Source organism: Mariniflexile maritimum (genome assembly GCF_009746565.1).
GTDB classification, from domain to species: Bacteria; Bacteroidota; Bacteroidia; order Flavobacteriales; family Flavobacteriaceae; genus Mariniflexile; species Mariniflexile maritimum.
Genome location: NZ_WRPN01000001.1, coordinates 401,491 through 424,372, shown reverse-complemented (window position 1 = coordinate 424,372; position 22,882 = coordinate 401,491). Strand labels below are relative to the sequence as shown.

Sequence of the window (22,882 nt, the reverse complement as noted above, 5' to 3'; positions counted from 1 at the left end):
TATGGAACACCGCACTTATATTCTATTTTCAAAAACACAGAACCGCTATTATGTGGGTTTTACTAGCGACGCACTGTCAGAGCGATTAAGAAAGCACAATACCAACCACAAAGGTTATACGGGAAGGGTTAATGATTGGGAAGTGGTTTATTTTGAAGTTTATGCCAGTAAACAAGAGGCCTATGCAAGAGAACGGGAAATAAAAAGCAAAAAATCGAGGAGTTACATTGAAAGACTGGTCGCATCGGCTGGATAGCGCATCCCGATTCTCATCGGGACGGTCAAAGGTCCGAATCCTTTAGGGCTCACAGAAAGCTTCACTAGAAATGGTGGGGCTTTTTTGTTTTTGGATCAATTCGCCTTTAGTATGGAACACCGCACTTATATTCTATTTTCAAAAACATTGAACCGCTATTATGTGGGTTTTACTAGCGACCCACTGTCAGAGCGATTAAGAAAGCACAATACCAACCATAAAGGCTTTACGGGAAGGGTTAATGATTGGGAAGTGGTTTGTTTTGAAGTTGTGATGCATTAAAACCCACTTTTACCAAAAATCATATCCAAATTGAATTTATTCCGAAATTTTGTTTAAATTTGTATCCAAGTAGATACAATTTTTATGTTTTTTATCGAGAAATCACCTGAATTTGACAAATGGCTGAAAAAGTTGAAGGACTTTAAAGCAAAGGCGAAAATTTTGTTCCGAATTCAAAAACTAGAAATTGATGAACATTTTGGCGACTGTAAACCAGTTGGCGATGGAATTAGTGAACTGATAATAAATTTTGCGAAAGGTTATCGTGTTTATTTTAAAGAAAAAGACGGAAAAATAATTTTGCTGCTAATTGGTGGCGACAAATCGACACAACAGAAGGACATCAAGAAAGCGAAAGAAATCTGGAATAAATTAAATAAATAGAAAAATGGGAACTTCAAAATTTGACATAGCTGATTATTTGGACAGCAAAGAAATGATTGCCGAATATCTAAATACTGTTTTGGAAGAAGGAAATAATGCCGATATAATAAATGCAATCGGACATATTGCTAAAGCTATCGGAATGACCAAAATAGCGGAGGAAACAGGATTAAGCAGACCGAGTTTGTACAAAGCATTATCGGACGGAGCGAAACCTCAATTTGGAACAATTATGAAAGTTTTAAAAGCGATTGGAGGACAAATACAAGTGAATCCATTGTCCGCCTGAAAAAATAACGCACTACACAATGGCTATGGCAAATAGGGCAATAAGTGCTTAATCCGAAGGTCTGTGTATATTTGTGAGGTCGCCAAATCTTTTGATTTGGCTTTTAGAAGAATAAGATAAAACAAAATGCAAAAGATTTGGCTTAGTGCAAGACCTAAAAGTAAGTGCCTGTCACCTGCCCTACTTGACATAGCCCAAACTTTGTGCGTAATTTGAAAAATGATTCTACCATTAAAATCACATATTAGAAATCCACCTAAAATTTTGTTACCACAACAAGTTGTCTCTTTTAATGCAATTAGATATAGTTTAGACATTTGTCAGTTATCACACGAAAGACTGATTAAAAAACTCTCTGAACAAACCGAAAAGAGAGACATTGAGCCAATTGATTTCCCAGAAATATTTTCAGATGTGTGGTCAATAATTAATAATGCTCAAATGTTCGGAAAAATTATTTGTCGTGAATTTGGAATAAGCAAAACTGAACCTAAACTTTCTGAAATTGTTAAAGCATTTGATTTTAGAAACTCAAATCAACATCTTGAAGAACGAATTTCTCAAGTTTTATCGGTTGACGACTTACCTGTTTACGGATTTTTGAGCTGGAGAAAAAATTATCTTGAAACGGACGAAATAATATTGTCAACGATTTATTCTGGAACCTTCACAAATAAATCAACCGTTTCAATGCCAATCTCGAACGAAACACAAATCGAACCTGATGAAATTATACAGAAAATAGAGCTTTCCAATGTCATCAGAGAAAAAAACAAATCGGGAAAGTGGGAATTTAATGAACGTAAAATATCAATTAGTAAGCTGATTTCTGATTTAAAAAGTTGGATTGACCATTTCGACGGACAAATAAATGAGCAACTCAATAAAATAAATAATTTAGGGAAGCATACGTCGGATTTAATAATCCAAATGAACGTAAAATTAATATAAAAACTATGCTCAACAATGGCTAAAAACAATTGCTTTTACTGGCTTATCCTGAAAGTTCCTGAGGAATTTTCAGCTTGTCGCATACCTGCAAAAAATTTGGCTTAGTGCAAGACCGAAAAGTAAGTGCCTGTCACCTGCCCTACTTGCCATAGCCTAAATGGTTTATGCTACTAAACAAGAGGCCTATGCAAGAGAACGGGAAATAAAAAGCAAAAAATCGAGGAGTTACATTGAAAGACTGGTCGCATCGGCTGGATAGCGTATCCCGATTTTCATCGGGACGGTCAAAGGTTCGAATCCTTTAGGGCTCACAGAAAGCTTCACTAGAAATGGTGGGGCTTTTTTGTTTTCATGCCTTTTGTAACAAGTGTTACATATCAAAACCATCAACCACCCTAGCTTTGTAATACAAAATTAAATTATGACCGCTATTGATGTTCTAGGCTTTATAGGTGCATTGGTAATAGGCCTGGTGTTAGGGCTTATTGGTGGTGGAGGCTCTATTTTAACAGTACCTTTATTGGTGTATCTTTTAGGATACAACCCGGTTGTGGCTACCGCTTATTCGCTATTTGTGGTTGGGGCTTCATCGGTGATTGGTGTTATTGAAAAACATCAAAAAAAGAAAGTGGACTTTAAAACAGGTTTGGCTTTTTCATTTCCCTCCTTTCTAGCAGTCTATATTTCAAGACGGTTTTTAGTACCCAATATCCCCGATGAAATTTTTACCATAAACCAGTATGTGGTAACCAAAGAAATGGTAATCATGCTGTTTTTTGCAATGGTAATGCTTATTGCTGCCGCTTCCATGATAAAAAACAAGGCAACCATCGCGCAACCATTTGTAAAACAATCGTATTTAAAAACCTTTGTTCAAGGGTTAATAATTGGAACCATAACCGGAATAATAGGTGCCGGAGGTGGATTTTTATATGTACCTGCCTTGGTACTTTGGGCGGGCCTATCCATGAAAAATGCCGTTGGTACCTCGTTGGTTATCATCTCAATTAACTCAATTATTGGTTTTTTGGGAGACTTGCATGTGCTAACCATCGATTGGGCCTTTCTAATTGCTTTTACCGCTTTAACCATGACTGGGGTATTGTTGGGGGGTTATTTGTCCAAATATGTTTCAAATAAAAAACTTAAAAAAAGCTTTGGATGGTTCGTTTTGATCATGGCCATTTTTATCATGGTTGAAGAGTTTTCAAAATAGCAAAATGTAACCTATGTTACCTAATTTCTTCTGAAAAACCCGTATTTTTACAATAAACAATATTTTGATTATGAAGATTGAACAAATTTATACAGGATGCTTAGCACAAGGTGCTTATTACATAGAAAGTAATGGCGAAGTTGCCATTATTGACCCATTGCGCGAAGTAACGCCTTATATTAAACGTGCCGAACGCGATGGTGCTACCATTAAATATATTTTTGAAACCCATTTCCATGCCGATTTTGTGAGTGGCCATATCACACTTTCAAAACGCACCAAGGCACCCATTGTTTATGGGCCAACGGCAAAACCAGCATTTGATGCTATTGTTGCCGAAGATGGTCAGGTGTTTCCATTGGGCAACATCAGCATTACCGCTTTGCACACACCAGGGCACACCCTAGAAAGCACTACTTTTTTACTAAAGGACGAAAACGGAAAAGACCACGCTATATTTACTGGCGACACCTTGTTTTTAGGCGATGTTGGCAGACCCGATCTAGCGCAAAAAGCCGCAAAAATGACCCAAGAGGAATTGGCCGGTTTATTATACAACAGCCTACGCACTAAAATCATGCCATTGGCAGACGATGTGATTGTGTACCCTGCCCACGGCGCTGGTTCTGCCTGTGGGAAAAATTTAAGCAAAAATACCGTTGGAACCCTGGGCGAACAAAAGAAAACCAATTACGCCCTGCGTGCCAACATGACAAAAAACGAGTTTATAAAAGAGGTTACCGATGGATTATTGCCGCCCCCTCAATATTTTCCGTTGAACGTGAAAATGAACAAAGAAGGTTACGACGACATTAACGATGTTATTGAACGTGGCACAAAACCGTTGGCACCCAAAGCATTTGAAGCTGCTGCCAATACAACGGGCGCGGTAATATTGGACGTTCGCAGTGAGAAGGATTTTATTAAGGGGCATATACCACGATCTATTTTTATTGGCATCGACGGTGGTTTTGCGCCATGGGTTGGAGCCTTAATTGCCGATGTGAAACAACCCATTTTACTGGTAACTCCAGATGGCAGGGAAGAAGAGACCATCATCCGGCTATCTCGGGTTGGATTTGATAACACCATTGGGTATTTGAATGGTGGTTTTGAAGCATGGAAAAAATCTGGTTTAGAATACGACACCATTTCATCCATAACTGCCGATGGTTTAAAAACTAAAATTGAGCATGAAAATGTGCCCGTTTTCGACGTTAGAAAAGAAGGTGAATACCAATCGGAACATGTTAAAGGCTCTATTCATACACCCCTAGATTATTTGAACGACCATCTGGACGCATTTCCCGAAAATGAAACTTTCTATATCCATTGTGCCGGAGGTTACCGGTCGGCTATTGCTGCATCTATTTTAAAAAGTAGGGGCATTCATAATTTGGTTGATGTTACCGATGGGTTTGCTGCCATAAAAGAAGCCGGCATTCCTGTAACCGATTATGTTTGTCCAACAAGCTTATAGATTTCAATAAAAATTTTAGTTCGCTATGAGTAAGTTTTCAGAATTAATTAATCAGGATAAACCTGTTTTGGTCGATTTTTTTGCTGAATGGTGTGGCCCTTGTAAAATGATGGCACCCATACTCAAAGAAGTTAAGGACAGCGTGGGCGATGCCGTTTCAATATTAAAAATTGATGTGGATAAAAACCAAACCTTGGCCGCAACCTACCAAGTTCGTGGGGTGCCTACCCTACTCCTTTTTAAAAATGGCAAACAGTTGTGGCGGCAATCGGGCGTGGTTCAAAAAAACGACCTGATTTCGCTTATAAAATCGCATCAATAATCAATTTTATCGCTTCATTCGTTCAGATATTTTTTTCAATTCATAAAAAACTGACAAATATCATACTCCTAACAAATTGATTTTTTTAGATTTACCACACTTAAAACACTAGCATTATGACAAATTTAGCGATAGCACTTTACAGTTGGACCAATGGTGCCATTATGATTGCCATTTTTGGCATTGTATGCCTTACTTTAGTTGGTTTTTTGATAAAATTTATGATGAGTGGCAACAAGAAAGATGATATGAACGAAAACTAGCTGGAGGGTTTCCAGATAAACGTTACATAACAAGCGGAAGCTACCTTCATAAACCAAGAACCCATTTAAAAATCTTTTTTTTACTCTTAACGGCTCTATGCAGCCCCTAAGTAGCTGTCTGCTTTTGCTATTTACATTTCCCCAACAATAAAATGCCTAAAAAGCACGAAACAATCTGTTTTTTAATAACTTACAGATTGTTTCGCACCTCGCAATTGTAAAGAAAAACACCCGTTTTAGGGCATTTTTTCTTCTAACTAAAATTTCTTCAGAAGGAAAAAAGTTATGTTTCTACCGGCTTCGTTAACTGGAACCGTACCAAAATCTGCTTGGTTATTAAAAGAAAAGTTTAAATGATCGTGATAGGTTTGATCGAATACATTTAAAACCGCGATACCTATTGAGACCTCTTTAAACGGTTTTACCCCAAAACGAACATCAAAAGTTTCATAACCTGCCGTTTCAATTTCCCCAAAACTTTTAGCGATATTTTCCTGTTTGCTATTTATTTTATAGTGCACATTCGCCCATAGCTTTTCCTTTTCAAATCCTGCTGTAAATGCTAGGTTAAATGGCGGTATTAGTGGCAAAGATTCATTTAGGTCCTTATTTTTCGCATAAACATAAGCCGCTTGGGCTTTAAAATAATAATCGTTTAAAAAGTCCAATTGCCCCATCAACTCAAATCCTGTTTTGTAGGCTTTATCCAAATTTCTAAATACTTTAGGATGCACCGGTTGCATCGTAGGCATGAATTTTCGGTTTAAACGGGCATCTTCAATAGCCACAATATAGTTTTCAAAATACGAATAATAAAAGGAGGCTTCATACCTCAATTTATTGAAATTGGCAGGTAAGTTTTCATAACCCTTAAAGCCAATTTCAAATTGATTGTTGACTTCGGCCTTTAAATTGGGGTTTCCAATATATTCATAAGCATCTTGACCAACCGAAAAATGATTGATAAAACGCTCAATCATATTGGCAGAGCGCGTACCCTTTCCGTAAGCAACTTCCATGGTTAACTTATCGGATACTAATTTTTTTATAGAAATGGTGCCACTAACATTTTGTTCATGGCGTTTTTTTAAATTATAGAGGGCTTCGAAATCGGCTTCTGGGTCTTTGATGTTAGAAACCACAAAATCTCCACGCACCCCAGCCGTTAATATAGTTGTATTATTTATGGGCCATTTAGCTTCCGTGAATACCCCAAAATCGTTTATATACGAATCTTGCCATACCTTGTCAACAAATAATTTTGGTGTGGGCAAAGGCATGCCGTTCATTATTTTAACCGTTCGGTTTCTGTCACCATCCCTAGCAATATGCAATAGGTCGAACCCACTAAAAACGGTTAGTTTATTAAGTGGTTTCCAATTTAATTCTACCTTACCCCCTATTGTTGTGGCCTCAACTGCCGATAAAGCCCCGGATGCTTTAAAGGACGGTCTGTGGGTATTCGACATTAAATGATCCACAAAACTGTAATATGATTTTGCGGTAATTGATTTTAAGACCTCGCCCATATTGGCCCATTTATAATCGAGCGATAAAATACTGCTGTTATCATAATCGGTGTCCATGGGCAACCCCGCGTGCAGCACGTCCCTTCCAAATGATTGTCTCCAATGCCCTTGCAACCGTTGGTTTTCGGTAAAATTATAGCCTAATTTAACCCCGTAATCTGTACTTCTGAAAGATGAAGGTATTTCAGTTTGACTGCCATCTTCATAATTTCCAAAATCCCTGTAACCAACGTTTCCAACTAAATCGTACTTGTTTGTTACCTGCTGTAATTGCAACATGGTTACAAAAGAATTTCCGTTTGATTCGTAACCGCCTGATACTTTACCGTGAAACCCTGGCTCCTCTAAACTGGGGTTGCCCGTAACCATATTAATAACGCCGCCAAAAGTGGCTCCATAACGCACCGTATAAGGCCCTTTTATGATTTCAATTTTTGAGACCTCTTCAGGAATGACGTGGGTTGTTATGGGATCCATTCGGTTTGGGCACGCGTGCATTGCCTTGGTACCTCCATCATATTGCACGTTTAATTGCTCGTATTGCGATGCCCTAAATGTTGGTTCGGTAGCATAATTTCCGCGTTTTATAACCGAAAAACCATTTATATTGTTGAATAAATCGGCTACATTTTTGGGCTGGACAATATTTTTTTGATAATCGTTGGATGCTTGGGTAAGCACAGGATCGGTAAGGGCGTTTCCGGTTATCAAAATTTCGTCAAGTTTCACTACTTTTTGTGGAATAGTGTCGTGGCTCGTCTCTTTTTTTTCTTGTGAAAAAGACATGGTATAAATAAGCATGCAAACTAGCACACTATAAAATGTTCTCATTTTTTAATGTATAAATTTTTAAATAAAGTGATTTTCAGAAGCTTGATTAAACCTCTGAACTATAATTGATATGAAATGAGAATTATAGTTGTGGAGGATGATCGAACCGATAAATACTTGAATACGAATACAAGTTTAAACCATCGATTATTTTAGGTTTTTCAGATAAAAAACTAATAAAGTTATAGGTTGTTTGTGCAACAACAAATAAATTAATTTCCTTAAAATCTATTATTTTTATGGGATTTTCATCGCTTTCGGTATTATCATTAACCACTTTATTTAAATGGCATTTACCATTGCATTGCAGTTCTGGCTTGGTTATGTTTATACAATATTTCTCAATAAAACCCTCATAATCAACATAGTAATAAGCGTAAGTAATTGGCACACGCAAACTGTTAAGCAACATGGTTGTTGCCAGTGTTAGTGATAATATTAAGGTGCCCGTTTTCAATATTACAAAAATAACACTTTAGCGGTAAGTTATGTGCTACTAATGTCACATTTACCATCAAATAAACATCCGGTTGCCTATGTTGCTTTGATGCTTGTTCTGAAGGTTATTTAGTTTATGCTCTAACTGCCTACAATTCAAGCTATTTATATGGTTCAATAAAATATTATTTAAAAATAAACCAAACGATTAGCAGGTTTGAATATTTTTTGTAAATTTGTCAACCAAACGGTTAAACCATAAAGTTAAAATGCAAAAAGAAAAAGACACCTCCACAGAGCGCAGCATCTTAGAAGCTGCAAAGCGCGTATTCCAAAATAAAGGAATGGATGGCGCACGTATGCAAGAGATAGCCGATGAAGCCCGCATCAACAAGGCCATGCTCCATTATTATTTTAGGAGCAAGGAACTCCTTTTTGAAGCCGTTTTCAAAAAGGCATTTGCTTTACTGGCACCGCAGCTCAATGCCATTTTAAACGATGATTCTTCCATCGAGGAAAAAATAAAAAATTTCACGACCAACTATATTTCATTCATCATTAAGCACCCCTACCTGCCAAATTTCATTATCCAGGAATTAAATAGAAACCCCAATTTTATCGAAAAGTTAGCCACTAATAACGGTTTTCCAAATATTCAAAAATTTAAGGGACAGGTTCGGGATGAGATAGAAAAGGGCATCATCATACCCATTGGAGCGGAACAATTGTTCATAAACATTATGGCGCTGAACATATTCCCGTTTGTAGCAAAACCGCTTATAAAAGCATTTGCCAATTTAGATGAAGGCGCCATGGATGCGTTAATTGAAGCACGAAAAAATGAAGTGTCGAACTTTATAATAAATGCCATTAAAATTAAATAACATGAACAGATTATTATATCTTTTAACCCTACTTATGGCATTGCCACTGGGTGCGCAACAAGCCATAACCTTGCAGGATTGTTATAAATTGGCAAGCACAAATTACCCATTGGCAAAACAATCGGCTTTATTAAAACACCAAAACGATCTGGATTTGGAGGTTATTTCCAACGGAAAATTGCCGCAATTTGAACTATCGGCGCAAGCAACATATCAATCGGACGTTACCAGTGTGCCACTTCCAAATACCAACATAGAACCTTTAAACAAAGACCAATACCGGGCCACATTTTCGGTAAATCAACTCATTTACAATGGCGGTTTAATAAACGCTTCAACTAAATCCAAATCGGCGCAATTAAAAACCCAGCAAAAGCAGGTAGAGGTTAGTTTGTACCAAATAAAAAAGCAAATTAACCAGTTGTATTTTTCCATTTTATTGATTCAGGAAAAAAAACAGCTTTTAACCAATAAACAAACCCAAATAAAAACACAGCTTCTTGAGGTCAAATCGGGTATTAAAAACGGTGTAATCTTACCTAGTTCGGATCATGTATTGGAAGCCGAACTATTAAAAATAGCACAACAGTTTCAAGAAATTGAGAACAACAAAATAGTTCTTATCGAAAATTTATCGACTTTAATAGCCACACCCCTATCGCTTGAAACCACTTTTGAAACCCCAATAACAAACGCTGTTTTGGGCAAAGCGATAAACCGACCCGAACTGGAACTTTTTCAGCTTAGAAAAGAAGAAATAACCCTAAACGAAACCTTAATTGGCAAACAAAATGCCCCTAAATTTTTGGGCTTTGCCACTGGTGGTTATGGCAACCCTGGGCTGAACATGCTCGACAATTCGTTTCAAACATTTTATACCGTGGGCTTAAAATTGAATTGGCAGGTTTTTGATTGGAACAGCAATAAAAAACAACGTGAATCTCTTGCCATTGCTAAAGATTTGGTTGAAACCGAAGCGGAAACCTTCAAATTAAATACAACCATGGAACGTACCGCCCAAGAAAAAGAAATCGCAACCATTTCAGAATTAATACAACTAGATAACGACATTATAGCTCTGCGAAAAAAAGTATTGGAAGCAACGCAATCGCAACTTCGCAATGGCGTAATTACCACATCGGCTTATGTAACCGAATTGACCCATTTAAACGATGCCGAAAACGGTTTGGCAACGCACCTCATTCAACTTGAATTAACAAAAGCAAATTATAACATTACAACAGGACACTAAAAATACATTTATGAAATTAATCAGATATAGTTTAGCAATTGGGAGCGTTGCATTAGTAATGAGCGCTTGTAGCAACGCAAACGGAAAGGCCGATGGCTACGGAAATTTTGAAGCTACCGAAATAACCGTTTCAGCAGAAAATAACGGAAAATTGATGCAATTCAATGTAAATGAAGGCGATTTGCTTAAAAAAGACGCTTTTTTGGGCTATATTGATACCATTCCGTTAGCGTTGAAACGAGACCAATTGTTGGTTTCAAAAGCGGTTGTCATTTCAAAATCGAAAGGTGTTTTATCGCAAATCGATGTGCTAAATGCCAAATTAAAAACGGCGAACATTAATAAAAACCGCACCCAAAATTTAATAAAGGATAGCGCAGGAACACAAAAACAACTGGATGAGGTTTTGGGTGAAATTGACGTTATCAAGCAGCAAATAAAGAGCATTGAAATTCAAAACGCCCCGGTGGTTAACGAATTGAGGAGCATCGATGTGCAGTTGCAACAACTGGACGATCAAATCCAGAAAAGCCAAATCGTAAATCCGGTAAACGGCACTGTTTTGGCCAAATATGCCGAAGCAAACGAAATTACATCCTTTGGGAAGGCACTTTACAAGATTGCCGATTTAAGTAGCATGGAGCTGCGGGTGTATGTAAGCGAAACCCAACTGCCAAACCTTAAAATTGGTCAGGAAGTTACAGTGAAAATTGACGATTCAGACGGGATGAAATCGTATAAAGGAACGATTTATTGGATAGCGTCGGAAGCTGAATTTACGCCTAAAATCATTCAAACCAAAGAAGAACGCGTCGCCTTGGTTTACGCCGTTAAAATAAAAGTCGCCAACGATGGTAGCCTGAAAATAGGCATGCCCGCCGAAATGTGGCTTAACAATTCCGAAGCAAACTAACAGTCTAAAAAAACACATATAAAACATGAAACATGCCATTTTTATCATCGGTCTGCTCGCTTTCATAAGTTGTAAAGACAAGAATCAGCAGGAAACTTCCACACAGAATACCAATAGTGAGGCAACGCACCAACACCATCAAAACGAAACTTCAACCGTTTACCAAAATTCATGGACTGCGGATATGCAATTAAATAATGGCGGAAAATGGCCGGCCAACATAGAAACCAATGAAGGCGTTGAAAACATGAAAAACATTTTGAAAACACAGCCCACTATTACTATTGAAGACTACCATCAATTAGCAGCACAACTTAACGATGCTAAAAATGACGTAGTTAAAAAATGTACGATGGAAGGGCCTTCGCATGATTATTTACATGTTTGGCTCGTGCCACTTATTGAAAAAATTGAAGTGCTTTCTGAAACAAAAAACAGTGAAGACGCAGCCAAAATTAAAAGCAGCATTGTTGAAAATATTAATATGTATTCAAATTACTTTCAATAGATGAGTATTTCCGTTTCTAACATATCAAAATCTTACAAAAACGTTAACGCGTTACAAAACATTTCTTTTGATGTGAAACCGGGCGAACTTTTCGGACTTATAGGTCCCGATGGTGCCGGTAAAACAACGCTATTCAGGATTTTAACCACCTTGTTAGTTCCCGACGCTGGACATGCCACCGTAACCGATTTGGATGTGGTAACCCATTATAAAGCCATACGAAACAGTGTGGGCTATATGCCGGGGAAGTTTTCGCTCTACCAAGATTTAACAGTTGAAGAAAACCTGCACTTTTTTGCAACTATTTTTGGAACCACCATTGAAGAAAACTACGATTTGATAAAAGATATTTACGTTCAAATAGAACCCTTTAAAAAGAGGCGCGCCGGCAAACTTTCTGGTGGGATGAAGCAAAAACTTGCGCTAAGTTGCGCTTTAATCCACAAACCAAACGTGCTTTTTTTAGACGAGCCAACTACGGGCGTTGATCCCGTTTCGAGAAAAGAATTTTGGGACATGCTAAAACGTTTGCAACAAAAGGACATTACCATTTTGGTATCTACACCGTATATGGACGAAGCTGCACTGTGCGATCGAATCGCCCTCATGCAAAACGGTAAAATTTTAGAAATAGACACACCAGCGGCCATTGTAAAGCATTATCCAAAAACCATTTACAATGTAAGCAGCAACAATATGTACCAATTGCTTGAAAGTTTAAAGGCATATAAGCATCATTACAGCATCTACCCTTTTGGGGAATTTGTGCATTATTCTGATAAGAGAACAGATTTTAATACGGAAGATTTAAAAGCGTATTTAGAATCACGTAATCTTTCAAACATTAACATAGAAAAAACCGCGGCTACCATTGAGGACACTTTTATGGAATTAGCAAAATAGCTTGCAAGGTTTCCAAGACCTTGTAGGTATAAAATAAAAAAAAATGAACAACAACGTTATAGAAGTCAAAAACCTAACCAAGACCTTTGGAGATTTCACTGCGGTAAACGCCATAACCTTTGAAGTTAAAAAAGGCGAAATTTTCGGGTTTTTAGGTGCTAACGGTGCAGGAAAAACAACGGCCATGAAAATGCTTATTGGTATTTCCAAACCCACGTCGGGGAAAGCCCAAGTGGCAGGTTTTGATGTTTTTACACACGCCGAAGATGTTAAACAAAGCATAGGTTATATGAGTCAGAAATTTGCGCTTTACGACGATTTAACGGTGAAAGAAAACATTACTTTTTTTGGTGGCATCTATGGGCTATCTCGAAAAAGAATTGAAGAAAAAAGATGTGAGCTTGTAGAAGATTTAGGCTTAAAAGATATTGTAAACCAGCTTGTTGGCGCATTGCCTTTGGGCTGGAAACAAAAAATAGCATTCTCGGTTTCGTTGTTACACGACCCGAAAATTGTTTTTTTAGATGAACCAACCGGTGGTGTGGACCCCATAACTAGACGGCAGTTTTGGGAAATGATCTATAAAGCGGCACACCAAGGCACCACCGTTTTTGTAACCACGCATTACATGGATGAAGCCGAATATTGCGACCGTGTTTCCATCATGGTCAACGGAAAAATTGAAGCTTTGGATACGCCCAAAAAGCTAAAAGAACAATTTAGGGCAGAAAACATGAACGATGTATTTTTAAAATTGGCTAGGAGCCCATCACCCACCCTTACCAATGGGAACGAAGTAAATACTGACAAAAACTAATATTACAAAAATGCTTCCCTTTGGGAAGTTAAAGGGGCTTATATGAAACGATTTACAGGCTTTATTAAAAAGGAATTTTACCATATTTTTAGGGATAGGCGGTCGCTGTTCATCCTTTTTGGAATGCCAATTGCCCAAATATTATTGTTTGGTTTTGCCATTACCAACGAGATTAATAATGTGGACATTGCTATTTTAGACCGTTCAAACGACGTTAATACGCAAGAAATAATCCATAAAATTTCAGCATCAAAATATTTCAGCATCAAACAAATTATTACCCGTGAAGCTGATATCGCTTCCGTTTTTGAAAAAGGGCAGGTAAAAGCAGTTTTAAACTTTGAAAAAGATTTCAGCCAAAACTTAATCAAACAACATCAAGCAACCGTTCAGATTATTACCGATGCAACCGACCCCAATACGGCCAATACCATAAGCAATTATGTAAACGCCATGCTTCAACAGTATCAAAAAGAGTTGAATAAAAACATCAAGATCGCTTATCAAATCGTACCACAAACACGCATGGTCTATAATCCGGAATTGAAAAGCGTTTACATGTTTGTTCCGGGGGTTATGACCATTATTTTAATGCTCGTTTCCGCTATGATGACCTCCATTTCCATTACCCGCGAGAAAGAATTGGGCACCATGGAAATCTTGTTGGTATCTCCATTAAAGCCCTTTCAAGTAATTATTGGTAAAGTGTTCCCGTATATTTTCCTTTCTATAATCAATGCCGTAGTTATTGTTATGCTAAGTGTTTTTATTTTTAAAATGCCGGTTCAAGGTAGCTTGCTTCTGTTGGCTCTGGAAAGTGTTCTTTTTATCATTACCGCACTCGCTTTAGGCATTTTAATTTCAACCATTTCAGCAACGCAACAAACCGCCATGATGATTTCGCTCATGGGCTTGATGCTTCCCGTAATTTTATTGTCTGGTTTTATTTTCCCTATTTCAAGCATGCCATTACCGCTTCAAATTATCAGTAATATCATACCAGCAAAATGGTTCATCATCATCATAAAAGGCATTATGTTAAAAGGTGTTGGAATAGGATTTATTTGGAAAGAAACCTTGATTTTATTGGGAATGACGGTATTTTTCATTGGCTTGAGCGTGAAAAAATATAAAATTAGACTGGAATAAATGATTGAGTTGGGTTTTTAAAACCTTGTAGTAGTGAACATTAAAAAAGGAGCTCCACTTTCGTTGGAAAAATTATGAAAACAATTTTCTACATCATACAAAAAGAGTTTAGGCAAATCTTTAGGAATAAAGGCATGTTGCCCATTATTTTTGTACTTCCGTTAATACAACTGGTCATATTATCGAATGCTGCGACCTTTGAAATTAAAAACATCGCTTTTGCTTATATCGATAACGACCATTCATCTGCATCCCGGGCTTTAATTGAAAAATTCAACGCTTCAACCTATTTTAACGTATTGACCCATTTTCCTTCGGAAGCAAAAGCAAGTGCCGCCATGCTTAAAGGCGAGGTTGATGTGGTTTTGGAAATTCCAAGACATTTTGAACGCCAACTTCAAAAATCTAAACAAGCCCATTTAGGCGTTACCATAAATGCCATTGATGGTGCCGCTGCCGGTGTTAAAAATGTGTATGTTACACAGATTATACAAACATTTAATCAGCATATTAAGGTGAATTTATTACAACCTTCGGATATGTTGTCACAACCTTCAACCATTAACACCATCCCACTCTTTTGGTATAACGAAACCTTAAACTACAAAACCTTTATGGTGCCCGGTATTTTGGTGTTGTTGGTTACCATGATTACGCTTTTCCTTTCTGGAATGAACATTGTGCGCGAAAAAGAAATAGGCACGTTGGAGCAAATAAACGTTACGCCCATCAAAAAACGTCAGTTTATAATTGGTAAGCTCTTTCCGTTTTGGGTTTTGGGCCTCGGGCTTTTAACCATTGGGCTAACCATAGCGAAACTAATTTTCAATATCCCCATGATTGGTAGTCTAGCACTTATGTACTTCTATACTTCCATTTATATTTTGGTGGTTTTGGGCATTGGTTTGTTTATTTCAAATTTTACCGACACACAACAACAGGCCATGTTTATTTCGTGGTTTTTTATGGTGATTTTTATTTTGATGAGCGGTTTGTTTACGCCCATTGAAAGTATGCCGAAATGGGCACAAATCATAACCGAGTTCAACCCAATCAAGTATTTTGTGGAAGTGATGCGTATGGTGATGCTAAAAGGTTCGGGGTTTATGGATATTCTTCCGCAGGTAACAAAAACGTTGCTTTATGCCTTAATTATGAACGGATTGGCCGTTTGGAGTTATAAAAAAACGAGTTGAGCGCTTATGCAACTTATGTTACAATGAAACCTGTTTTAATCAATTATCTTTGGTTAAAATCATTCAAACATGTCAAAAATTGTTGTCTTAGGAGCTGGTATTTCGGGTCATGTAGCGGCTTCGCATTTGCGCAGAAAACTGTCGAAAGCACACGAAGTGGTCGTGGTCTCGCCCAACAGTAATTACCAATGGATTCCCTCCAATATTTGGGTGGGAATTGGACGGATTAAATCGGAAAAGATACTATTTCCGTTAGCGTCTTTGTATAAAAAAAAGCATATCGATTTTAAACAAGCCAAAGCGGTTTCTTTCCATCCTGAAGGTGATGCTCAAGAACAGAAACCCTATGTTTTGGCCGAATATGTTGCAGGCGAAACCAAAGGCCAACAAGAAAAAGTAACCTACGATTATTTAATTAACGCCACAGGCCCTAAACTAAATTTTGAAGCCACTGAAGGCCTAAATCCTGGAACCAACAAAGCCTATTCTGTGTGTACTTACACCCATGCCGACCATGCCTGGGAAGGTTTGAACGCTTTGATTCAAGAAATGAAAAAAGGCAAAAAAGCCAAAATTTTAATTGGAACAGGACATGCAAAAGCAACCTGCCAAGGTGCTGCTTTTGAGTATATTTTAAATGTTGAACAAGAATTACGCCGACACAATGTGCGCGATTTGGCTGAAATTACGTGGATTTCAAATGAATACCAATTAGGCGATTTTGGTATGGATGGTATGTTGTTAAGTTATGGCAGTATGACCATGAAATCGAGCGAAATGGTTGAAATGGTTTTTGAAGATCGGGATATAAAATGGATACTTGGGGCCGGTGTTAATAAAATTGAGGATGGCATTGCCCATTATGAAAATTTAGAAGGCGAAACCAAAACCGAAACCTTTGATTTTGCTATGTTAATCCCTTCGTTTTCGGGCCATGGATTTAAAGCCTTCGATAAAAACAACCAAGATATTACCGATAAACTCTTCAAAGGATTTATGATTGTAGATGCCGATTACACACCAAAACCGTATGAAGAATGGACGGTTCAGGACTGGCCAGAAACCTATCAAAACCCGACATATAAAAATATTTTTGCGCCGGGTATCGCCTTTGCACCACCACATACCATTTCAAAACCACGAAAAAGTAAAAACGGCACTGAAATTTTTCCATCACCGCCACGAACCGGCATGCCTTCTGGCATTACCGCTAAATTAGTGGCCGACAACATCATCGATTCCATAAAAAACAACAAAGAATCATTAAAACATAAAGGTTCCATGGGCAATATGGGAGCCGCTTGTATTGCTTCGGCAGGTTTTGGTTTAACCCAAGGAAGCGGAATTAGCATTACTACATTCCCCATTATTCCAGATTATGTAAAATATCCAAAAACACACGGCAGAAAACTTGGTAAAACCTTTGGCGAAATTGGTTTAGCGGGTCATTGGTTAAAACTCGCATTGCATTACGCTTTTATTTACAAAGCTAAAATGAAGCCTTTTTGGTGGTTAATTCCGGAGTAAAAATTTGTAAAATAAACTCTTACAGAGTTTTAAACTCTGAAAGAGTTAAATAAAAAAGTTTAATCACATTAAAACTTGAAAAATGACACAACGTATCTCAAAATACCAACGCTTTAAAATGATGAACCCTATTTTACAGTTTTTCAAATTCATCTATTTAAGTCTTAAAGTATTAATAATTGTAGCCGGCGGACATGGCGGCACTAGAAAAGCACACTGACGATTTTATTGGTTGTCAGGGTTTTGGTTGATTGGTAGTAAAAGCACTCGTATTGGGTGCTTTTATTTTTTTAGTTGTAAGCAACCCTCAAAAACGACTCAGAAAAATTTAACATTTTACAATAAAGATTACGGAAAAACCGTAAATAAAAGTCAGAATAATAGAATAACTTTATCTGAATTTAAAAGATCTATGAAAACTATAGATTTCTTTCTTTGTTGGAAACAACTTTTACCAACATTACGGTCGAATATGGAAAACATTTGGCATCCAATGTTCAAAAACCATAGCCCTCCTAATTTTATGTTTGGAAAATATTCTACAATTTTTTTATTAAATAATAAAATACTCATGAAAACAACAAAACTATTTTTTATTCTAACACTTTTTTCTTTATTAACATCTAACGCACAAATTACTAAATGTAACTGGATGGTTGGGGGTACAGGTAATTTTTCTTCTTATGAAAGTATCTACAAAAGTAATGGCAATGAAATTACAAATAAGGGAATAGGGATTAATATATCACCTAACATTGGTTATTTTTTGGCCGATAAATTTGTTATAGGCACAAGCTTAAGTATTGGATATACCAAACCAAAAGAATCGGACAATAGTTTTGGCTATGGAATTGGTCCTTACGCTAGATATTATTTTTTAAATGTCGATAGGCAGGTTAATTTTTTTACAGAAGTAAATTACATCTTTGGAGAAACTAAATCTGGTGATAACAAATCAAAATCTAATGGTTATGGTTTAAAAGCTGGCTCTGTATTTTTTTTTAATAGTAGCGTTGGTCTAGAAGTATCGCTTGATTATAATTCTTCAAAATTAATACCCAATAATTCAGATAACTCAACATATAATAACCTACAAATAGGTTTAGGGTTTCAAATACATTTAGAAAAATAACAAAAATCATAAATCATGAAAAAATCAATACTCTTTATCCTACTATATTTAACTTTTATAAATATACAGGCGCAGATTACTACTTCAATTAATAATATTTATTTGAATAGTCAGACAACAGTATCAAATTGTAACACGCTAGATTTTGGTACTGTTCAAAATAACAATTTAGTTTTTTATTACAAACTTTCTCGACCTTCAAGTTAACCAAAGTTATTATGCCAAACCGAACGACACCAGTGTTATTTTTTTGCCATCAACAAGCAGTAATGTAACTGTGAATGTGCGTGCTTGTAACAATAATGGTTGTGGTTCTTATGTTTCCACAGTCATTAATTGAATATAACATTGAGCCGATAGGAACAAAGGGTAGCTTACAACAAAGAACTGAGCTAAAAAACAAACCTTTTTAGGCCATTTTTGAAACAAAGTTTGTCTTGTGTTTGCTGCGTCTGATTTTCCTGCGGAAAATCCTCGCAGGCAAGCACGCAACTTTTCATATACCGAGACGTTGTAAGCAACCCCAAAAACAACCCAACAAAAATTTAACACTTTATGATAAAGATTACTGAAAAACCGTAAATAAAAGTCAGAATTATAGAGTAGCTTTATCTAAATTTAAAAGAGTTATGAAAACGGTAGCCTTCTTTCTTTGTTATGAACAACATTGACAACGTTACCTTTGAAAATGAAAAACATTCAACAAAGAAAGTATGTTACAAAATCATAGCCCAACAAAATTTAAATTTGGAATATATTCATCAAATCTTTATCAAAACAAATAAAAAATTATGAAAACATTATTTTTCTTTTTTGTATTTACATTAACACTGTCTATAAATGCACAGATTACCAAAGGTAATTGGTTAGTTGGAGGGGATATTGCTTTTTCCTATTCTAAAAGCAAACCAGAATCCACTGTTGATTCCAAAGGCTTTGATATCAATTTATCCCCAAATATAGGATATTTTTTTTGGGATAAATTAGCGCTTGGAACACGATTAAGTTATTTCAGTTCTCGATATAAATCAGATATGGGTAATTCAACATATGAAAGTTTTTTAGTTTCGCCTTTTGTAAAATATTATTTTATGGATACCAATAAAATGGTAAATCCTTTTATTGAAAGTTCTTATCGATTTAGTTTAGTAAACGAAAACAACTCTAAAGAATTTTCCGCAAAGGGTGGTGCGGCCATATTTTTAAATAGTAGCGTAGCTTTAGAGATTTCGCTTAATTATTTGAACTCAATCACAAATAATTCGTTTGTAGGCAATCATACCTTTCTTTTAGGGTTTGGAATCCAAGTACATTTAGAAAAACAATAAAACTCAATAAAAATGAAAAAATTATTATATTTAATTTTCGTATCGTTAGCAATGGTTTCGTTCTCTCAAAATGTGACCGTGAACATAGCAAACTTAAAAGTAAACAATGTCACCGTATCAAATGGTTCCCCCATAATTTGGGAACCAATTCCTCTGTGAATGTAACCTTTAGGGTAGATTTAAACAAAAATGCAAATTATTCAATAGGACCTGCAACCGTTTTTATTGATGTATACAATAGTTCGGGGAATCGAACTGAAAAAGATATTGCTTATGTGCCTGTTAGTGCATTTTCTACAAGTGCTTCTAAAAATTTCAGTATCAATATTCTTGCATCGGATATTAATTTTGGGAATGGAAACTATCTTAAGGCAACATTAAAACAAGACAATCAACCTGGAGCTGAATGGTATTCACAACAAATTCCTATAGTAAAAACACCCTCTTTTCAGCTTACACCAAATCCTTTGGATTTAGTTTGTGGAGATATATCCCCAAAAACATTCACGGTAACAAATAGCTCTAATTTGAGTGGCGTAACCTATCAATGGAGCATCGGAAATGGTTGGTCTGGGAATGTTGGCAATGGTAATTCTATTACCCTCACACCTAATTCTGGAAACATATTACCTTCTAATGTTTCGGTTACACCGATTTATAATGGACAGAATTTATCAACATTATCTTCTATTGTTCGCCGTGCTTCATTTTCTACAACGGCAACAATAAACGGTAGTAGCACTTTGTGTTCTATTGGTACATATACTATGAACAACCTTCCCAATGGCGTTACAATTCAATCCGTAAGTTCTTCAAACACCAATGTGGCAACCGTAAGTTTGAATACCAATAATGGGCAAATTACTGCAACTAAAGTATCCAATGGTACTTTTACGCTTTCTATAGTCCTACAAAATGCTTGTTCGCAACCGACTACTAAAACAAAAACTATCCAAGCCGGAGAGAACGCTAATGTGGATATTACAGGTCTTGAAAATGGAATCAATGCAGGTAGCTCTGTTAGTATTAGCCTAACAAACACTAATGGATGTGGTACAATATATTATACGAGCGCTTCAAGCGGACTAACATTTGATTATGTAGGACCGGATTATGCGGTTTTAAGTTCCACATCTTCAAATTCGGGTACAGGTTGGGTTTATATAAGCATAACAGGTGGAACGAGTATTTACAAAGAGTTTCCAATAAATGTGATACCACCACCTGTCTTGCCAAATGCAAATTATATTTCCGTAGCAAGAATTGCAAATAACTATAATGTTTACCCCTATAACCAATGGAAAATGGTAAAAGCCTATTATTACGGAAATAGCAGTGATGTGACCTATTGGGAATGGAACATTGGGAATAGTTATTATGCCAAACCGAACGACACCAGTGTTATTTTCTTGCCATCAACAAGCAGTAATGTAACTGTGAATGTGCGTGCTTGTAACAATAATGGTTGTAGTTCTTATGTTTCCACAGTCATTAATTGAATATAACATTGAGCCGATAGGAACAAAGGGTAGCTTACAACAATGTATATAAAAAATAGCAGTTAAGAGCTAAACTCAAAGTTTGGTTCTTTTCTGCTGTCTTTTGTTTTAAACTGAAAAATGGCACATATCTATCTGATACTTTTCATATACCAAAACGATAATGCGTTAAAAAGCGGTTCACAAAAAACCTTCAAAAATAATCAACAGGCAATGGTTGCAATTGCCATTAGTTTAAAAATTTAGGTTTTAGTACCAACATGGCCCACGCCCAGTTTTGGGTATTGGATGCGTTGGCTTTGGTTACACCTTTTAGCTCATACATACCATCGGCAGCAAATAGTTGCGAATACCCTAAAGCCAAACTATAACCTTTGAATTTTTTAGAGTACACCAAATCTACTTCAGTGGCCAACGATTTCTCGCCACTTGGCAATTCTTTTTGTCCGCTAAAATTTAAAGCCGTTACTGCTAAGCTAGAGGTTTCAGACAAGGTAAAATTGGCACTTACATGCACATCGAACAAGCCAATATTATTTACGTGGTTGCCCACATAGAAATAATCCATAAACCCGTTGAATTTATGATTTGTTCCAAATAAAGGGAAAAAGGCTTCGCTTTTTGCCGTTGACGTATCATTACCGCTAATAATTTCAAAACCTGCACCTACACCAACTTTTTGAGATGCTTTGTAGGTAACATCCAATCCTAAAAGATAAGCACTTTTAACTTGATCGCCCATTTGTAGATATGCATTTGCGGCCACACCAAAACTGTCTTTTTTATAATCTAAATGGGTGCCTAAGGTTTGCAAGCTATTTACGCCATCGGGTGTTACTGTGTCGGTTTCAAATTTTTGAAATCCATTGTTCAGCAATAAAAGGCTTCCTGTTACACTTTCCCATGCTTGTTTTAAATAGATATATTGCATGGTTTTATAGGTAAAAAAGCCCGTAGTATTGTAGCCTGTTCCTATGGAACGAAATCCTGTTGGATCTGAATAATCCTGACTAAAAGCAAGGCCCAAATCGAGCATAAACTTGTCTTTTTTGTACTGAAGCAATGCAGCATCGTGGTTACGGCCTTGTTGTGCCCAATCTAAACCACCGAAAATGCGCTGGTCATCATAAGAAATGACTTGACGCCCTAATTTTGTTGAAAATCCAGAGCCTAAATTAACATCGGCCCAGGCTTCAAAAATAGCGAACGAATTGTTTTGGTCGTAAGGCAAAATTTGTCTGTTTTCACCCCATACCATCACGTCCTGAAGGCTTAGGTAAAATTTGTACGTTTCGGTAGTGTATCCTGCATTTAACCGTGCCCGTGTTGAGATGCCAAATCCAGCATCGGCAGCATCGGGTATAATGCTTCCAAAGCCATTTCTATACTCTGCCCTTGGTCGAAATTCGCCATCTAAAGTAAATTGCGCATGTGCAAACTGAACCATTAAGGCCACAATAGCCACAAATACATAATGATTTTTCATAGTATTAAATTTCAAATTATGTTTAAATATTTTAGTTTTATCCGAAC

The 22,882-nt window shown here is 36.7% G+C and carries 25 protein-coding genes; 22 read left to right on the top strand and 3 right to left on the bottom strand.

The features are described from left to right. The first annotated feature begins 1 nt into the window (after position 1). From GQO80_RS01815 to GQO80_RS15740, 9 genes are all read left to right on the top strand, one after another. Complete coding sequence (locus GQO80_RS01815; RefSeq protein ID WP_157206488.1) at positions 2–256, top strand: GIY-YIG nuclease family protein; 255 nt, start codon at positions 2–4, stop codon at positions 254–256. A 111-nt stretch (positions 257–367) separates the two neighbouring features. Continuing rightward, entirely contained in the window at positions 368–538 is a 171-nt protein-coding gene (locus GQO80_RS01810; RefSeq protein WP_157206487.1) for a GIY-YIG nuclease family protein, read from the top strand. A gap of 84 nt (positions 539–622) precedes the next feature. Then, a complete protein-coding gene (locus tag GQO80_RS01805; RefSeq protein WP_157206486.1) occupies positions 623–922 on the top strand; it encodes a type II toxin-antitoxin system RelE/ParE family toxin in 300 nt (99 codons plus the stop codon). 4 nt (positions 923–926) lie between these two features. After that, positions 927–1,211: an addiction module antidote protein gene (locus GQO80_RS01800; RefSeq protein WP_157206485.1), complete on the top strand. Its 285-nt coding sequence runs from the start codon at positions 927–929 to the stop codon at positions 1,209–1,211. Between the two features lie 219 nt (positions 1,212–1,430). Next, complete coding sequence (locus GQO80_RS01795; RefSeq protein ID WP_157206484.1) at positions 1,431–2,162, top strand: hypothetical protein; 732 nt, start codon at positions 1,431–1,433, stop codon at positions 2,160–2,162. Positions 2,163–2,583: 421 nt separating this feature from the next. Beyond that, positions 2,584–3,378, top strand: a complete 795-nt coding sequence (locus GQO80_RS01790) for a sulfite exporter TauE/SafE family protein (protein ID WP_157206483.1) — start codon at positions 2,584–2,586, stop codon at positions 3,376–3,378. Positions 3,379–3,448: 70 nt separating this feature from the next. Next, positions 3,449–4,858 carry an MBL fold metallo-hydrolase gene (locus tag GQO80_RS01785; protein ID WP_157206482.1) on the top strand — a complete coding sequence of 470 codons (1,410 nt, stop codon included), beginning with the start codon at positions 3,449–3,451 and terminating at the stop codon, positions 4,856–4,858. A 25-nt stretch (positions 4,859–4,883) separates the two neighbouring features. Next, complete coding sequence (gene trxA, locus GQO80_RS01780; RefSeq protein ID WP_157206481.1) at positions 4,884–5,180, top strand: thioredoxin; 297 nt, start codon at positions 4,884–4,886, stop codon at positions 5,178–5,180. Between the two features lie 116 nt (positions 5,181–5,296). Continuing rightward, entirely contained in the window at positions 5,297–5,443 is a 147-nt protein-coding gene (locus GQO80_RS15740; RefSeq protein ID WP_198037712.1) for a hypothetical protein, read from the top strand. Positions 5,444–5,700: 257 nt separating this feature from the next. Here GQO80_RS15740 and GQO80_RS01775 read toward each other — a convergent pair whose 3' ends face one another. Beyond that, complete coding sequence (locus GQO80_RS01775) at positions 5,701–7,803, bottom strand: TonB-dependent receptor domain-containing protein (protein ID WP_232333095.1); 2,103 nt, start codon at positions 7,801–7,803, stop codon at positions 5,701–5,703. An 82-nt stretch (positions 7,804–7,885) separates the two neighbouring features. Continuing rightward, positions 7,886–8,215 carry a hypothetical protein gene (locus GQO80_RS01770; protein ID WP_157206480.1) on the bottom strand — a complete coding sequence of 110 codons (330 nt, stop codon included), beginning with the start codon at positions 8,213–8,215 and terminating at the stop codon, positions 7,886–7,888. Between the two features lie 295 nt (positions 8,216–8,510). Here GQO80_RS01770 and GQO80_RS01765 point away from each other — a divergent pair, with 295 nt between their 5' ends. The 13 genes from GQO80_RS01765 to GQO80_RS01710 all read left to right on the top strand — a co-directional run bounded on the left by GQO80_RS01765 (position 8,511) and on the right by GQO80_RS01710 (position 21,349). Beyond that, positions 8,511–9,125, top strand: coding sequence for a TetR/AcrR family transcriptional regulator (locus GQO80_RS01765; RefSeq protein ID WP_157206479.1), 615 nt, complete (start codon positions 8,511–8,513; stop codon positions 9,123–9,125). A gap of 1 nt (position 9,126) precedes the next feature. Continuing rightward, positions 9,127–10,377, top strand: a complete 1,251-nt coding sequence (locus tag GQO80_RS01760; protein ID WP_157206478.1) for a TolC family protein — start codon at positions 9,127–9,129, stop codon at positions 10,375–10,377. 10 nt (positions 10,378–10,387) lie between these two features. After that, positions 10,388–11,290: an HlyD family secretion protein gene (locus GQO80_RS01755; RefSeq protein ID WP_157206477.1), complete on the top strand. Its 903-nt coding sequence runs from the start codon at positions 10,388–10,390 to the stop codon at positions 11,288–11,290. A gap of 25 nt (positions 11,291–11,315) precedes the next feature. Continuing rightward, positions 11,316–11,798: a hypothetical protein gene (locus tag GQO80_RS01750; protein WP_157206476.1), complete on the top strand. Its 483-nt coding sequence runs from the start codon at positions 11,316–11,318 to the stop codon at positions 11,796–11,798. Next, positions 11,799–12,701 (top strand): ABC transporter ATP-binding protein, encoded by a 903-nt coding sequence (locus tag GQO80_RS01745; protein ID WP_157206475.1) that lies wholly within the window; start codon positions 11,799–11,801, stop codon positions 12,699–12,701. A gap of 43 nt (positions 12,702–12,744) precedes the next feature. After that, positions 12,745–13,518, top strand: a complete 774-nt coding sequence (locus tag GQO80_RS01740) for an ABC transporter ATP-binding protein (protein ID WP_157206474.1) — start codon at positions 12,745–12,747, stop codon at positions 13,516–13,518. 42 nt (positions 13,519–13,560) lie between these two features. Continuing rightward, positions 13,561–14,667 carry an ABC transporter permease gene (locus tag GQO80_RS01735; RefSeq protein ID WP_157206473.1) on the top strand — a complete coding sequence of 369 codons (1,107 nt, stop codon included), beginning with the start codon at positions 13,561–13,563 and terminating at the stop codon, positions 14,665–14,667. A gap of 74 nt (positions 14,668–14,741) precedes the next feature. Continuing rightward, positions 14,742–15,863, top strand: coding sequence for an ABC transporter permease (locus GQO80_RS01730; protein ID WP_157206472.1), 1,122 nt, complete (start codon positions 14,742–14,744; stop codon positions 15,861–15,863). A gap of 69 nt (positions 15,864–15,932) precedes the next feature. Beyond that, positions 15,933–17,390 (top strand): NAD(P)/FAD-dependent oxidoreductase, encoded by a 1,458-nt coding sequence (locus tag GQO80_RS01725; protein WP_157206471.1) that lies wholly within the window; start codon positions 15,933–15,935, stop codon positions 17,388–17,390. Positions 17,391–17,472: 82 nt separating this feature from the next. Further along, positions 17,473–17,610, top strand: coding sequence for a hypothetical protein (locus GQO80_RS15735; RefSeq protein ID WP_198037710.1), 138 nt, complete (start codon positions 17,473–17,475; stop codon positions 17,608–17,610). A gap of 192 nt (positions 17,611–17,802) precedes the next feature. Further along, positions 17,803–18,522, top strand: coding sequence for an autotransporter outer membrane beta-barrel domain-containing protein (locus GQO80_RS01720; RefSeq protein ID WP_157206470.1), 720 nt, complete (start codon positions 17,803–17,805; stop codon positions 18,520–18,522). 791 nt (positions 18,523–19,313) lie between these two features. Continuing rightward, positions 19,314–19,850: an outer membrane beta-barrel protein gene (locus GQO80_RS01715; RefSeq protein ID WP_157206469.1), complete on the top strand. Its 537-nt coding sequence runs from the start codon at positions 19,314–19,316 to the stop codon at positions 19,848–19,850. A gap of 155 nt (positions 19,851–20,005) precedes the next feature. Beyond that, positions 20,006–21,349, top strand: coding sequence for a hypothetical protein (locus GQO80_RS01710; RefSeq protein WP_157206468.1), 1,344 nt, complete (start codon positions 20,006–20,008; stop codon positions 21,347–21,349). Between the two features lie 229 nt (positions 21,350–21,578). On the opposite strand, the gene GQO80_RS01705 is transcribed toward GQO80_RS01710, so the two are convergent. Then, positions 21,579–22,835, bottom strand: coding sequence for an alginate export family protein (locus tag GQO80_RS01705; protein WP_157206467.1), 1,257 nt, complete (start codon positions 22,833–22,835; stop codon positions 21,579–21,581). Positions 22,836–22,882 lie beyond the last annotated feature (47 nt).